This window comes from Janthinobacterium sp. 1_2014MBL_MicDiv (assembly GCF_001865675.1).
Lineage (GTDB): Bacteria > Pseudomonadota > Gammaproteobacteria > Burkholderiales > Burkholderiaceae_D > Janthinobacterium.
Genome location: NZ_CP011319.1, coordinates 222,159 through 235,441 on the forward strand (window position 1 = coordinate 222,159; position 13,283 = coordinate 235,441).

General features: G+C 51.1%; 16 protein-coding genes, 1 tRNA gene and 1 pseudogene. 10 read left to right on the forward strand and 8 right to left on the reverse strand.

Annotation, left to right across the window (positions count from 1 at the left end; genetic code table 11):
* Positions 1 to 62 precede the first annotated feature (62 nt).
* Positions 63 to 359 (forward strand): hypothetical protein, encoded by a 297-nt coding sequence (locus YQ44_RS00930; RefSeq protein ID WP_071321773.1) that lies wholly within the window; start codon positions 63 to 65, stop codon positions 357 to 359.
* 165 nt (positions 360 to 524) lie between these two features.
* Here the strand turns inward: YQ44_RS00930 and YQ44_RS28570 are convergent, their stop codons facing one another.
* The 5 genes from YQ44_RS28570 to YQ44_RS28580 form a co-directional block, all read right to left on the reverse strand.
* Positions 525 to 1,058, reverse strand: a complete 534-nt coding sequence (locus YQ44_RS28570) for a hypothetical protein (protein WP_156894651.1) — start codon at positions 1,056 to 1,058, stop codon at positions 525 to 527.
* 149 nt (positions 1,059 to 1,207) lie between these two features.
* Positions 1,208 to 1,495, reverse strand: a complete 288-nt coding sequence (locus YQ44_RS00935; protein ID WP_071321774.1) for an H-NS histone family protein — start codon at positions 1,493 to 1,495, stop codon at positions 1,208 to 1,210.
* Between the two features lie 51 nt (positions 1,496 to 1,546).
* A complete protein-coding gene (locus YQ44_RS27990) occupies positions 1,547 to 2,116 on the reverse strand; it encodes a hypothetical protein (RefSeq protein WP_232251023.1) in 570 nt (189 codons plus the stop codon).
* Positions 2,109 to 2,936 (reverse strand): DUF7946 domain-containing protein, encoded by an 828-nt coding sequence (locus tag YQ44_RS28575; protein WP_156894652.1) that lies wholly within the window; start codon positions 2,934 to 2,936, stop codon positions 2,109 to 2,111. The genes YQ44_RS27990 and YQ44_RS28575 overlap by 8 nt, the downstream gene beginning before the upstream one ends.
* Before the next feature lie 47 nt (positions 2,937 to 2,983).
* On the reverse strand, positions 2,984 to 3,625 hold the full coding sequence (locus YQ44_RS28580) for a DUF2971 domain-containing protein (protein ID WP_156894653.1): 642 nt from the start codon (positions 3,623 to 3,625) through the stop codon (positions 2,984 to 2,986).
* A 108-nt stretch (positions 3,626 to 3,733) separates the two neighbouring features.
* On the opposite strand from YQ44_RS28580, the gene YQ44_RS00940 reads away from it, so the two are divergent.
* The 3 genes from YQ44_RS00940 (at position 3,734) to YQ44_RS00950 (ending at position 5,484) form a co-directional block, all read left to right on the forward strand.
* Positions 3,734 to 4,561, forward strand: coding sequence for a helix-turn-helix domain-containing protein (locus YQ44_RS00940; RefSeq protein WP_335589256.1), 828 nt, complete (start codon positions 3,734 to 3,736; stop codon positions 4,559 to 4,561).
* Between the two features lie 179 nt (positions 4,562 to 4,740).
* Positions 4,741 to 4,814 (forward strand) — tRNA-Gly (locus tag YQ44_RS00945).
* 274 nt (positions 4,815 to 5,088) lie between these two features.
* The gene (locus YQ44_RS00950; protein WP_071321775.1) at positions 5,089 to 5,484 is read left to right on the forward strand and encodes a hypothetical protein; all 396 of its coding nucleotides are present in this window, start codon (positions 5,089 to 5,091) and stop codon (positions 5,482 to 5,484) included.
* A gap of 315 nt (positions 5,485 to 5,799) precedes the next feature.
* On the opposite strand, the gene YQ44_RS00955 is transcribed toward YQ44_RS00950, so the two are convergent.
* The 3 genes from YQ44_RS00955 to YQ44_RS00960 all read right to left on the reverse strand — a co-directional run bounded on the left by YQ44_RS00955 (position 5,800) and on the right by YQ44_RS00960 (position 7,954).
* Positions 5,800 to 6,264 carry a hypothetical protein gene (locus YQ44_RS00955; RefSeq protein WP_156894654.1) on the reverse strand — a complete coding sequence of 155 codons (465 nt, stop codon included), beginning with the start codon at positions 6,262 to 6,264 and terminating at the stop codon, positions 5,800 to 5,802.
* Between the two features lie 151 nt (positions 6,265 to 6,415).
* Positions 6,416 to 7,363 carry a hypothetical protein gene (locus YQ44_RS28585; RefSeq protein ID WP_156894655.1) on the reverse strand — a complete coding sequence of 316 codons (948 nt, stop codon included), beginning with the start codon at positions 7,361 to 7,363 and terminating at the stop codon, positions 6,416 to 6,418.
* A 282-nt stretch (positions 7,364 to 7,645) separates the two neighbouring features.
* The gene (locus YQ44_RS00960) at positions 7,646 to 7,954 is read right to left on the reverse strand and encodes a hypothetical protein (RefSeq protein WP_156894656.1); all 309 of its coding nucleotides are present in this window, start codon (positions 7,952 to 7,954) and stop codon (positions 7,646 to 7,648) included.
* 71 nt (positions 7,955 to 8,025) lie between these two features.
* On the opposite strand from YQ44_RS00960, the pseudogene YQ44_RS27995 reads away from it, so the two are divergent.
* The 6 genes and pseudogenes from YQ44_RS27995 to galE form a co-directional block, all read left to right on the forward strand.
* A pseudogene (locus tag YQ44_RS27995) lies at positions 8,026 to 8,289 on the forward strand (phage terminase large subunit family protein); the annotation flags it as partial.
* A gap of 110 nt (positions 8,290 to 8,399) precedes the next feature.
* Entirely contained in the window at positions 8,400 to 9,350 is a 951-nt protein-coding gene (locus tag YQ44_RS00965; protein WP_083411580.1) for a phage portal protein, read from the forward strand.
* A complete protein-coding gene (locus tag YQ44_RS00970; RefSeq protein ID WP_071321778.1) occupies positions 9,347 to 9,562 on the forward strand; it encodes a hypothetical protein in 216 nt (71 codons plus the stop codon). Before YQ44_RS00965 ends, YQ44_RS00970 begins: the two co-directional genes overlap by 4 nt.
* A gap of 699 nt (positions 9,563 to 10,261) precedes the next feature.
* Positions 10,262 to 10,903: a DUF4760 domain-containing protein gene (locus tag YQ44_RS00975; RefSeq protein WP_071321779.1), complete on the forward strand. Its 642-nt coding sequence runs from the start codon at positions 10,262 to 10,264 to the stop codon at positions 10,901 to 10,903.
* Positions 10,904 to 11,311: 408 nt separating this feature from the next.
* Complete coding sequence (gene trmB, locus YQ44_RS00980; protein WP_071321780.1) at positions 11,312 to 11,992, forward strand: tRNA (guanosine(46)-N7)-methyltransferase TrmB; 681 nt, start codon at positions 11,312 to 11,314, stop codon at positions 11,990 to 11,992.
* A gap of 173 nt (positions 11,993 to 12,165) precedes the next feature.
* Positions 12,166 to 13,185: a UDP-glucose 4-epimerase GalE gene (gene galE / locus YQ44_RS00985; RefSeq protein WP_071321781.1), complete on the forward strand. Its 1,020-nt coding sequence runs from the start codon at positions 12,166 to 12,168 to the stop codon at positions 13,183 to 13,185.
* The last annotated feature ends 98 nt before the right edge of the window (positions 13,186 to 13,283 follow it).

Genomic DNA, 13,283 nt, shown 5'->3' on the forward strand with positions numbered 1-13,283 from the left:
CCATTCTGCTATCATCGTTCGCACTTTTAACTCGGGCTATGCACGATAGGCGGACGAATTCTATGATCAAGCTGAGCTACCCGAATATGGCATTTGATGAGCAAGAACTGATCGACACCATCGAGGCGTCGAACAGTAAGAACTATATGGTGCAGGGGCAACGAGTCGTGACATTGGGAAATCATCCCAAGAAAAACTCGTTCGACGTATGGTTGCGCAAACGTTTCCCGAAAAAACAGGATACGAAACTCGCTGACAATTATGTGATCGATGCACTACTTAAGACAGGAAAGTTCACTGCAACGAATGATATCTGCCCGGACAGCGGGCGGTTGTGTAAGTCGATTCGACTTGCGTGAATTGATTGTAAGATTTAGAGGACGATCTTAGACCACGCGTAAAAACGACTAGAAACGTTTCTACGGCGTGGAGCTTGATAGAGATGCATCGATGCGTCGAGCCGAAATTAAATCGTTTCTAAGCATCTTACAATCGATTTCTAGCATTGTTAATAATCTCTCCAACTACTTAACCGCGCGAACTGATTTGTAAATACTCTCTGCGCTAGATGGGCTGGCATCGCATTCAAGTACTAACTTATGGAACTCATCAGCAGCATCGTGCGGATTAAGCCGTGATGATCGTACAAATCTGCGAGCTTCTGGAGCTAGATCGTTGACATCCCCACCCGTTAGATACCCGGAACATGACGTTACATCCTTGAATTTTGCTATGACGGTCTTCGGAAGATCAGGACCATAAATGAAGTATTCAAGGAATTTCAAGAAGTGCGGATGTGCACAGATTTCTGCCTCTGCCGTACCGTTCTTCTCAAAAATCTGCTGCCGAGACTTGCCGCGTCCGCTGGGATTGCGCTCGGGATCTGTGAAGTATAGGAGCCGTATTTCGGGAATCGCTCCACGGTCGAGAAGGGAAGCCGAAAGAGCCGCCATGGGCGCAAGAGATGCGTTGAGTTCATCATGGCGCGTGTGACCGAAATTGATTTGAGCCAACAGTTCAATCTCGCGTTCGGTAAGCTCGATATCCGGCACTCTCATGATGGGACCTGTAGTACGGGGAGGAGGAATCTGTGTGTTTGGCGGGCCATCATCAAATGGTTAAAGAGCTGCCTGTCTCTAACGCATTGTTTGAATTTTAACTTCATCTGACAGTTTATGCCAGATGAGTTTCGATCGGTAAACGCAACTCACTTGATCAAATACTGATTCTTATCTTTACCTTCCAGCCACCTTGGCGGACGGCCACGACCTGTCCAGGTCTCGCCAGTAGCATCATCGCGATACTTCACTGCGACTGCACTTGGAGCTTTGGCAGCCTTCGTTTTGGTCTCCCGAAGGTCGTCGATGCTCAGGTCATACTGCTTCATGATCCCGGCGATTTGTGCTTTTGCACCTGCGAGTTCGTTCTTACGTGCTTGTTCCGCAAGCAGCTGCAATTCTGCGATCTTGGCGGTGTACTCTTGATACGTGGTCATGTATTTCCTTATTTTAAATCAGGTTGAAGATAAAATTGTCTTAATTTAAGATTACAAGCTTAAGTTTTTCGGTGGACCATCAGGATTTTGTTCTAGATAAAACTTGGAGTTTGTAGAAAATTCGTAAAGCAATCCCCAATATTTCTTTGATGTGTCAATCCCTTCAGCGAAATTGGATCCTGATAGGGCACATGTCGCATAATATCCAAACATATAATATGCCACATCGGGGTCAATCTGCCCTGATCGTACAAGAAGCGCAATTTCCTCTAAAAAAGTTAAAAACTTTCGTTTTTTGTCTGCCATCCCTGGCTCAATCAGTTTTATACTGTCATCATCGATTAAGCATAAAATTGAATAGAGTTCACTGTTATCAAATAATCGTCGATGTTGATTAAGAAAAAATTCAGTGCGCTTCAATTTTGCTGAGGTTAATTTGCTATCTAATTCATTGTTTCTTTGATCAACAAGTCGTTGTAGTTCATGATATATTTTATAAATACCGATTATGCCTATTATTATAACAAATATTACATTAATTATTTGCCAGTGAACTCCCCATTCAACCATCGTCCTACATATCGATGTACTTGCGAGGCAATAATAGTTCGGCTCACTCATATTGGTTGAATTCCAATATTGTAATCCGCTTTAGATTTCCTAATGCGTTTCGTACAGCATATGCACCAATTCTGCGCTTTCCACCTTCCTCATGTTCTCGCTCGTTCATTGATGTGGTTGCAGATCTACGAGCAGAAATGTTTTCTTTAAATCGATCAATTTTAAAAGGGACGGTGGCATTAACTTCATCAAGATATACTCGGCCATAGCCTGACAATGAATTATATTTGGTTACATTTCCGCGCCAATAACTTAGATCCGGTTCTTGATCTCGAACGCTTACATGAGTCAAAGACGTCTTATTAAGAGTTACTGCATCTCCCACTTTGGGGCGATAAAAAGTTATTGTTTCCGCACCTTTTGATTTAATCGGTCGATGTAGATGTTGAAGTGCACTTTCTAATTCTTCTGCGACTTCTTCGAAGAATGTCACATTTTTTTCGACAATTTTTCGTACCATAGGAGTGTCGGGATTATAGTCACGACCTATTGCAGCAGTAATGCTTGCCGTCAGAAAATCCCAAAAATTCCCAACAATTACGCTTGGTTTAATTTTCTCTACGGTAATGTTGTCAAAAACTACGGTAACGGTTTCCTCGAAACATCCTTTTTTGGCTGCGGATAGATATGTATCTGCCCCCTCTGGAGCTGAAAGGCGTTCTTTGATCTCTCCATCATTGGCAAAGGCATGAACAATTACATTTACAACGCGAGCAATCCCGTTTAGAGATTCTGCGGCCTGAAATAAATTAAGCTGACCACTGTCGGCTGTACTGCCGTCATATCGAATAACAATATCTAAAGATTTAGTTTCACCCATAATATTTTGTATGTTAATTAATATTTAAAAATAGCTGCGTAATTAATTTATATTTCATTTAGGTCGGATGCGTATTTTTTCCACGTATCATTAGATATCAATGTTGATCGAAGTACCTTCATATTTTCAAATCCATTAACCGATTGCACAGCTTTCTTCGCCGATTCGTAAAGGTCATCATGCAACCAGGGACTTAATATTATGTCACGAATGCATTCGCGTGTTATGGGAATGTTGATGAACGGAAGTTCTTTTTTTTTCGATTCATAAATTACTCTAAATTCCCCTTCTGGTTTATAGCCAGCGCGCTTGAGAAAAGGTAGTCGTTCAACTGTAAAGTGGTAATTTTGTGCATCTTTAAGTGTGAGGTATTCTATGGATTCAAACGAAATTCCATTTTGTCTTTTAATTTTTTCTAATAATTTTTCGCCGTTAAATCTAATACAGATCCCCGATGGACCTTTTGAAAAAACGTGCCAGTGATGATAAGTTTCAGGAACTTCTGAAAAACATAAAGCTAAGATTGATTTGAGACCTTTATATTCTTTGTATTGGGACATAAAGTATGCATCATTTCTGTCGTCCCAGCTCTTAGGATCAAGCAGCGTAATCTCGCCTGATGATAATATGTGCAATAGCGACGTAAGGTCAGTGTATCGACGAAGAGTTGCAGGTAAGGTGTTTGTCATTTGTGCATCCAGTTTTTCCCTTGTTTTGACGTACTAACCATGCACCTACCGCTAGCTAGGCATGTGTATGTGATTGCTAGTCTAATCATACAGCCAAAGCGATGTAACTTGTTGATTTTAAAAAAGTACTCTGACGTGGAATTAGGCACACAAGTTCAGCTGTCTGATAGCTGTCATGTTGCTGTCGTGTTAGGCGATGTAAGTAGCTTGCATACTTTAGCCATCAACTTAGTTATGGAGGTGTTAATGAATAATGAACAGAAGCCCCGTATGATGACTCGACAGGAGTTAGCGGCAGTAATTAAGATGCTGCGAATCAGCCGTAGCTGGTCTCAAGAGCAGCTTGCAGATATCTCTGGCCTCAGCGTTAGAACAGTTCAGCGTGTAGAGCGAGCTGAGCCTTCAAGCTTTGATACTCGTCGTGCTATTGCCACAGCATTTGGATGCGAAGACATAGACTTGCTGAACAAGCCGTTCTTCATCCCTAATGCAGAACAGATTGCTGCTGAAACGAAGAAGTTTGAGCAGGAATACATTACATTAGACGTAGCTCCGCTGACGACCGGAAAACAACTAGCTCAACTTGTTGAGAACAATATGATGGACTTGTCCACTTCGACGTTCGAAATGGGCCGACCTGCTGACGAAGAGTTTGCTTCGTTAATTGACTGGCACCGTGATTACCGGGATGTTGCAGAATGCTATTCAGAGAGTCAGAAATTTGAAGTGTATGACGCTTTACAGGCGCATATTGATGAGCTTAGGCGCTTAGGCGTGTCATTGCGTTACGCCGAGCGTAAGCTGATGCTGAAGCTTGGCGGGCCGGATGGTGAAGCCAATCCTATGCCGGCAAAGGCGTTGTATGTCGTTGCGTTCCCATTGGGTAAGGAGCCAGAGCAATTCGCTGTGCCACGGTCGACTGGGATTAAGATTTGATATAGATGTAGTTACCGCGTCGAGCGTACTAGATCCAGCTTGATACACTGGTATGATGTTCTGATAGATCACGAAGATGGCCATTACACTGAGGAGAAATCGGCCATTGCATTTTCGATCACAGCAACCATGCTGCAACGTTGCCAACAGCGGTGAAACCCGCGTAAAATGCACTCTTCGCGGGTGTAGCTCAATGGTAGAGCAGAAGCTTCCCAAGCTTACGACGAGGGTTCGATTCCCTTCACCCGCTCCAGTCAAAAACGGCGAAAAACCTGTTTTCGCCGCTCCACAGATGTGCTACCGCTCCATAAAATTAATTCGCTCTAGTCTATTTTGATAGGCTGTTGCAGGGGTGAAACTCTACAAATCTACCCCACCCAGATCAGAGATATGCTTTATGGTGACAATATGTGAATATTTCCGCATGGAAACTTGCTATCCTCCGTGGTCATCTTAATTCGATAGTTGTTTTTTATATTGAAAAAAGATCGTTATGTAGGTTTCAGTGCAAGAAAAGGAAAATAGCTATGTCAGAAGCAATGAATGAAATAAGTTTGGATGTACGGAAGGCTCTGCGGGCGGAAAAAGCTGGGTATTTATCGGAAGTTACCAAGGCGCTAGTTGCTGTAAATAGCGGCGGCGCCATTGCAATTTTGGCATTCATTGGGACTTTGGCCAAAGAGCCAGCCTTGCTCCAAAATTTCAAGGTTTTTGGATTTTACGCGTTTGTGTGCTTTGCTCTTGGCATTGTGGCAGCATTGTTTGCTCCAATCTCGCTCGTGGAACATGTGGAAGCTGTAAGACTAAAAAGTGACAAGGCGCGGCTCTGGTTTAGGGTTTGTGCTGCTTTCTTTGGCGTTTCGTTTGGAGGTGTTGCTTTGGGCCTCATAACAGTGGCTTTTGGCGTTTCGTCCGCCTTTTAAAGGGAAAATAATTTTGTGATGCGCGAGAATTACATTTAAGGCGAAATATGTCGCTCATCCAACGGGTTTAACCACGCTAAGTTTGAGCGACAACACATTGCAACTATCTTGTGGGAGTTGCAATTTTTCCTCGGCGCAGGTAGTGTCGCTGGGTTGTCTTCACACTGTCGTGCCCCAAAAGATCGCTGGCCGCCTGGTCGCCGCGATCATCCGAAGTATCATCGGCCGCCTTCGCTCGCAGGTCGTAAAACCGAAATGCCATGATGTCCTGTGCCAGTTCCGGAACATGTTTCGCCGCCCGCTTTTTTTGCCGCGTCAAAGTGGGTGCGAAGTGCTGGTGCGGTCAGGCGCTTGCCGTGGACATTGGTCAGTAGCGCACCTGTCACGATCTTGTGTTGCCTTGCGCGCTCGGATACGGTCCATCAGCTTGGCCAGCTCCCCAGTGATGGTGATGCGCAGCGGCTGCTTGTTTTTTTCTTGTGTAATGATCAGGTGCGCATCAATAATGTCTTGTTCAGTCATGCGCAGCGCATCCGCCGGACGCTGACTGCTCAGGTAGGCCAGGTCCATCGCATCCCGTAGCAGTGCGCTGCCGTGAATGCGCACAGCGGAGAACACGGCATCCGTAATGTAGATGGTACGCTTCGCCAGTGAATGTCCCTGGATATCCTCGCAAGGGTTTGGCAGGTCGGTATAGCCCCCAGCCGCGCGCATGGTTCCACATTGTGGAGAAAACCCGTTTGCAACGGTTAGCTGTGGTCGGCTTGTCGGCGTGGTCATCTAAGAACTGCCGAATGTGCATCGGCTTGATCTGTTCGAGCGGGGCCTCGGAAAAGGCTGCCAGCCGGAAATCACATTTATTTACCCGCGGATACTTAGCTTGACTGTGTCCATTTAACCCACGTAGCACACAGTGCAGCCACTGAGCTATTTAATCCGAAATCAACACTGGTTCGGTACCTGAGCGGTCATCATACGTCCACGTCGGTAGTCTGATATTTGTGTGAATAAAAACCGCTTCCGTAATGGAAGATATTTCATCTTTGAGTTTTTTGCGCAGTTTGTCAGAACTCGGTGCTTTCCCGATGGAAGCAAGGTACGCAATATTCACGCATATTCCAATAAGATGCTCTGTTTTTAGATTGGCTACAATTTCATTATTCATTGTTACCCGTTCCATTGTCGAGCTCGAGGCCGCGCGCGCGCTAGCCTTCACGCGCGCTTTCAAGGCCAAACGCGCTTCGGCGAATTCATTATAGGCTCCGACAACGTGGTTTTCATGGGTACGCTTCAGATGCTCCTGAAGTTCTCTCTTAACCGTTGCGTGGTCTAATCCTCTGTTGGCATGACTCTTTCTGAAACTATTCGACCCGAGGTCGCTTATCCCGATGGCCAAGAGTTCTTCCTCTGGCACTACAGCAAATAAGCCATAGGCTGTGCTGTAAAGCGAATCGCCTTTGTGTATCAACGACAGGCTGCATACTTCGTACCCAGTCTTACTGGCGATCAAATTAAGGTCATACTTCCATGCATCTTTTTTATCTCCTGGCAAACGCGGAATCATGTGCACCAATAGTTTGCCGCTTTTAAACGCATTGGAAACTGAAATACGGCCAGGGAGCGTTACCACAATTGTCGGCGCGGGTGGCGGACGCATGCGGCGCCGTATTTCATCCGCAGCCAACCGCGCAAAAAGGTACTTGTGCTCGACCGGACCTTCAACCATGTCCATGAAATGCTCAAAAGCGGTCACAATCGCCGGGCTGGATATGTCGCGCAACTCGTTGCGTACTAAGTGCCAAGCATCGAGATGGTCGATCTCTCCGATCCGCAGTACGCGTGCTACGACTACGTTCCTTGTGACTAAATTTACCGTCATGTACTTCCCCAAATATTGAGAACGATGTATGTTCGACCATACCGCTTTCGTATACGGGTCACGGGTTTCGTCTAAAGCAAGTTGTCCGACCAACTGCAATAACGGTTTTGTATTACGATACTGAATCGCTCTTGAGTAACACAAGTAACAATTATCGTAGCCGCGCTACCTTGGGTGAGAGATTGGTGCAATCAGTTAAGGCTGGCACTACCGAGACACTCAAGGTTGTTGCAAATGAAGTATTGAGTGCCCTGGTAAAGTCTGTCACCCTCCTGTAATTCGTCACTCCGAAGCTAGGGAAGTCGTCTCCGCCGGTTTCCAAGGTTCTTCGCTGTTCTCCCGAATGATTTCGCGCACTTCCTTTATGTGATCCGACGCCAGTTTCGCGGCCCGCTTGGTTCCGCTCTTGCTTTTGTAAAGATGCCCCAGCGTCTTGAGCGTACCCGTGGCACCTGCCTGCTCCTGCTCCGCCTTTTTCTTCTTCGCCGCCACGTCCTTCCACTTGGCCACTACGCCGGTAATGCCTTCGTCCGGGTCTTTCTCGTCCTCGCGCTCCGCCTCCACTGCTTCCGTCTTCGTTTCAAACTCCACCCGCGTGGTAAAGCCGTTGCCGCCCAGGCTGTGCGTGACCTTGACGGATAGCCACTCGGGGGCGTTGATTCAAGACGCGCATGGTCTTGATAGCCAAAAACATCATCCGCAAGGGCAGGCTGGAATTTGACGCCGGCTGGACGGACATCGCGCAGTCCTTCATGGCCATCCACAAGACCCTGACCCCCAGCGGGCGTAATGTCACTTACGTGGCAGGGCGCACCGATGAAACCGGCTACGCCGACCTGGCGTGGGCCTGCATGTACGCCCTCGACCACGAGCCATTCGAGGGCGCCACCGAAAACAACCAATCTCTCATGGAGATTTATTCTTGAGTAAAGCACGACACTTGCGCGCGTGCGGCCGCTAGGCCAGCTCCGTCCCAGCTTTCTCTGCCACGGCGCCGGCCGCCGACGGCATCGAGGCGTTTTCCTTCGGCGCCCCCATGCCAGTACTCGAGCACGCCGACATTCTCGACTGCTTCGAATACTGGAAGAATGGCCGCTGGTACGAGCCGCCCGTCAACCTGGCCGGCCTGGCCAAGTCCTTCAATGCCGGCGTGCATCACTCCAACGCGATCCACTTCAAGGCCAATGTGCTGGCGTTCACGCTGATGCCCAGCAAATACCTGTCGTGCGACGCCTTTAAACGCCTGGCGCTCGACTTCCTGACGTTTGGCAACTGCTATCTGGAAGACCGGCCCAGCCGCAGCGGGCGCCCGCTGACGTTCGCGCACGCGCTGGCCAAGTACATGCGGCGCGGCATCGACTGGGACACGTATTTTTTCGTGACCAATCACGGCACGGCGCACCAGTTCGAAACGGGCCGCGTGTTCCATTTGATGGAACCGGACGTGAATCAGGAGCTGTACGGCGTGCCGCAGTACCTGAGCGCGCTGCAATCGGCCTGGCTCAACGAGGTGGCCACCCTGTTCCGCCGCAAGTATTACAAGAACGGCTCTCACGCCGGTTTCGTGTTCTACATGACGGACGCGGCTGCCAACACGCAGGACGTGGACAAACTGCGCCAGGCCATGCGCGACAGCAAGGGGCCGGGCAACTTCCGCAACCTGTTCATGTATGCGCCGAACGGCAAGAAGGATGGCATCCAGATTCTGCCCGTGTCGGACGTGGCTGCCAAGGACGAGTTTTTCAACATCAAGAGCGTCACGCGCGACGACCAGCTGGCCGCCCACCGCGTGCCGCCGCAGCTCATGGGTATCCTGCCGAACAATGCCGGTGGCTTCGGCGCCGTCGAGCCTGCCGCGCGCGTTTTCGCCCGCAATGAGCTGGTGCCGCTGCAGGCGCAGTTCGAAGCGATCAACGAGTGGGCCGGCGTGGAAGTAGTGCGCTTCGCCCCGTATGACCTGGCCACAGGCGGGGAGGGCGCGCAATGAGCGATCACGTGGACAACACCGACAAGCTCATCTTTGCCGAAGTGGCGCGCGGCCTGGCCGCCGTGCGCGGACGGCCCGCCCTGGTGTCGCACGGCGCCTGCCACTACTGCGACGAGCCGCTGGCGCCCAGCCTGCCGTTCTGCAACGTCGATTGCCGCGACGACTACGAGAAGGAGCAGGCGGCGAAGGCGCGCGCCGGCCGTCCAGCATGACCGCCACGCCGCGTTGATCGGCAGGGCGGGGCTGCGACAGCCCAGCCGCGCCAGAGCGCCCCAGCCATCGCACAGGCCGCCCATGAGGCGGCTTTTTCACGTCCCGATGATTGGTATTGTCATGGAAGCAAGAAAAAGCCCCATTTCGGCCCGGCGCGCGCAGTTGTCCCCCCTCCACACCTGCCCGCTATATAGGGGTCTTTTGACTCAAATGTGCGCCATGGCCGAAGGCGCATGAGGACTGGCGCGGCGGGGCGAAGAGGGGGTATGCGATTTGACGCATTTTGACGCACTTTGTACAGCTTTCTGTGTGCGGCGGATTGCGTGGAAATTTGCCTTGCGATGTCTTCTTCAAGTGCTGAAGGAGGAACACAAAACGTGATGTTGGCAGCACACTTTTAAATTCATGTACAATAATTGTGCAGTGTGGCGTCAGGAGTAGCGATGAGCCACATCGCTGTGAGAATGCAAAAAACACTATTTTTTTAGCGTTTTTGTGCGATTTGTCACAATTTGATGCATCTTTTTTGCGCAGGAGAAGTTTTTTTTTATATACTTTCAGACGTAGCATGCATCGAAGTGTTGTCCCCATCGATTCGCTCACTCACTAGGACTAGGAGATTAATATGAAAAATTTACCACAAGAAGGCAAAGGTCTTGCTTAAGATTTGCTACCGTATATGTGGAAGACCCAGCTGGATGCTGGGTCTTTTTGCATTTTGGGACCGATTCTTTTTATGGCTGTTCAGTCCGCGTCGTTTGCTCCTGTTGATGCTGATCATGCTGCTACTTTGTTTCGGCGTTTTTGTTGCATTTGATAGAGGATCGTTCGACAACTATCCAGCGCTTAAGGCCCTCAAGCCTGGCATGGCTAAAGAGAACTGGTTAATTGCCTTGGGGATTTTAGCGGCTGCGACGGGCTGGATCGTATCTAGTATTGTGACTATCAGAAATTCAGTAAAGCAACATACCATCAATACTTTGCTTCAAACTCGCCTGTCCGTTACCTACATGAAGCAGGCAGAGCACGTGAATGACTTTTTGATTGGGCAAGGATACTCTTCCACCAAGCCAGCACCGATCACGTTAGTCACAGGAACCCCCGCAAACCTGGTTGCGGTTGACTACATATTGAATTTTCTTGAGTTCTTGGCTGTTGGAATCCGTCATGGAGACCTACACGAAAAAGTTCTTAAAGATTCGATGAGAGGCATTGTCGTAGGATTGGCTAAAACTGTCGAAGAATATCTGGACGACTGCCGTGGTGTGAAGAACGGCAAGGCGGCACATCCCAGGGTATACGAAAATCTGATCTGGCTACGTGACCGCTGGGATCACTGACGGATATTGCTCTTCCACGAAGAGCTTAAAACGTGGCGGGAAAAATCTTTACCGTGACCTTGAAAAGCTATTCTAGCGGGGGTAGGTTGTCGACCTACATGATTAGGCTACCCTCGCATTCTCATTGAGTGCCTATTCATGTGATAGGAACTTTCGCCCCACAAACGTAAAATACACCGCATGGATGGCCGCTTGTGCGGCTGCTATAATGTCAGCTTTGCGGAGCAGAAACGGGCCGTAAGCCCGCATGGTTGTTGAGTTCCTTGTCGAGCTTCCCAAGCTTACGACGAGGGTTCGATTCCCTTCACCCGCTCCATTTTCCTCTGGCGCCTGGCTTTGTATGGCGCGGCTATTTATTTCTTCACTTCCATGTCCTCTGATACCCCAGCAAACGGCCCGGTGCGGCCGATGATGTACGATCCGACCGAACACCGCATCCGCAGTTTCGTGACCCGCGCGGGACGGCTGTCCGTGGCGCAGGCGCGCGCGCTTGAGACGCTGGGGCCGCAATTCCTGTTGCCTTTCGCCAAAGAATCCATGGATTTCGAGCAGGTCTTCGGCCGCAAGGCGCCTGTCATCCTGGAAATCGGCTTTGGCATGGGCGCGACCACGGCGCATATCGCCAAGGCCATGCCGGAGAAGGATTTCATCGGCGTCGAGGTGCATACGCCCGGCGTGGGCAGTTTGCTCAAGCTGATCGGCGAAGAGTCGCTGACGAACCTGTGCTTGCTGCAGCACGATGCCGTGGAAGTGCTCACGCACATGATTCCCGCCAATTCGCTGGCTGGTATCCACGTCTTCTTCCCCGATCCATGGCACAAGGCGCGTCACAACAAGCGCCGGCTGATCCAGTCGCCATTCGTCAAGCAATTGACCGATCGCCTGGCGCCGGGCGGCTACCTGCATTGCGCGACCGACTGGGAAGACTACGCGGTGCAGATGCTGGAAGTGCTGGGTGCCGAGCCGCAATTGCAGAACAGCGCGGAAGGCTATGCGCCCCAGCCAGCGTATCGTCCGCTGACCAAGTTCGAGAACCGCGGCTTGAAGCTGGGCCATGGCGTGTGGGACCTGGTGTTCATCAAGAAATAAACCGCCGACTGCCGGCCCGGTTACCCGCGCCGTTTGTCCGGGAATCAGCCTGCTGCGGTGACGTTGCAGGCTGTTTTCATTCCTGCGGCGTATATTTCCTGTGCCAACCGTGTGCCGGCTTGGCAAGGCAGGCGAATTCGGGTAGTCTTGTATTTTTTGCATTGATTGACATTATGACCAAGAAAATACTCGTGACGGGGGCGTCCGGCTTCATCGGTTCGCATACCTGTGTCGAATTGCTGGCCGCGGGCTTTGACGTGGTCGCAGTGGACAATCTGTGCAACAGCGCGCGCGAAGCGATGACGCGGGTCGAGCGCATTTCCGGCAAGAGCATTCCATTTTATGAAGCAGACGTGCGCGACCGTGCCGCCATGGCCGCCGTCCTGCGCGAGCATGCGATCGATGCCGTGATCCATTTCGCGGGGCTGAAGGCGGTAGGTGAATCGGTCGCCCAGCCATTGATGTACATGGACAACAACGTGACGGGCACAGTGGCCCTGCTCGAAGTGCTGGCGGCCGCGAATGTGAAGCGTTTTGTCTTCAGCTCGTCGGCCACCGTGTATGGCGATCCGGAAGCCTTGCCTATCCTGGAAACGTCGCGCCTGTCCGTGACCAACCCGTATGGACGCTCGAAGCTGATGGTCGAGCAGATCCTGGCCGACCTCGTGCATGCCGATGCGCAGTGGCAGGTGGGCGTGCTGCGCTATTTCAACCCGGTGGGGGCGCATGCCAGCGGCCTGATCGGCGAGGATCCTGCCGGCATTCCGAACAACCTGATGCCGTTCATCGCGCAGGTGGCCGTCGGCCGCCGCGAGCGCCTGGCCGTCTTCGGCAACGACTACCCGACGCCGGACGGCACGGGCGTGCGCGATTACATCCACGTGGTCGACCTGGCGCTGGGCCATGTGGCCGCGCTGAACCGCCTGTTTTCCACCGAGGGCGGCTTCACCGTCAACCTGGGCACGGGCCACGGCTACAGTGTGCTCGATACCGTGCGCGCCTTCGAGGCCGCCAGCGGCCGCGCGGTGCCGTACGACATCGTGCCGCGCCGCCCTGGCGACATCGCCAGCTGCTACGCCTCGGCCGACAAGGCGCGCGAGCTGCTGGGCTGGCAAGCGCAAAAGAACATCGACGACATGTGCGCCGACCACTGGCGCTGGCAACACCAGAATCCGCAGGGCTATGGGGCTTGACGGTGACTGGGCGGCGCGAGCTGGCCGCCTGCGGTTTGTCGACGAAGTGACGGGATGGGACGATGCTGGCACCGCCGTTCAAATGGAATGGCGGGCAG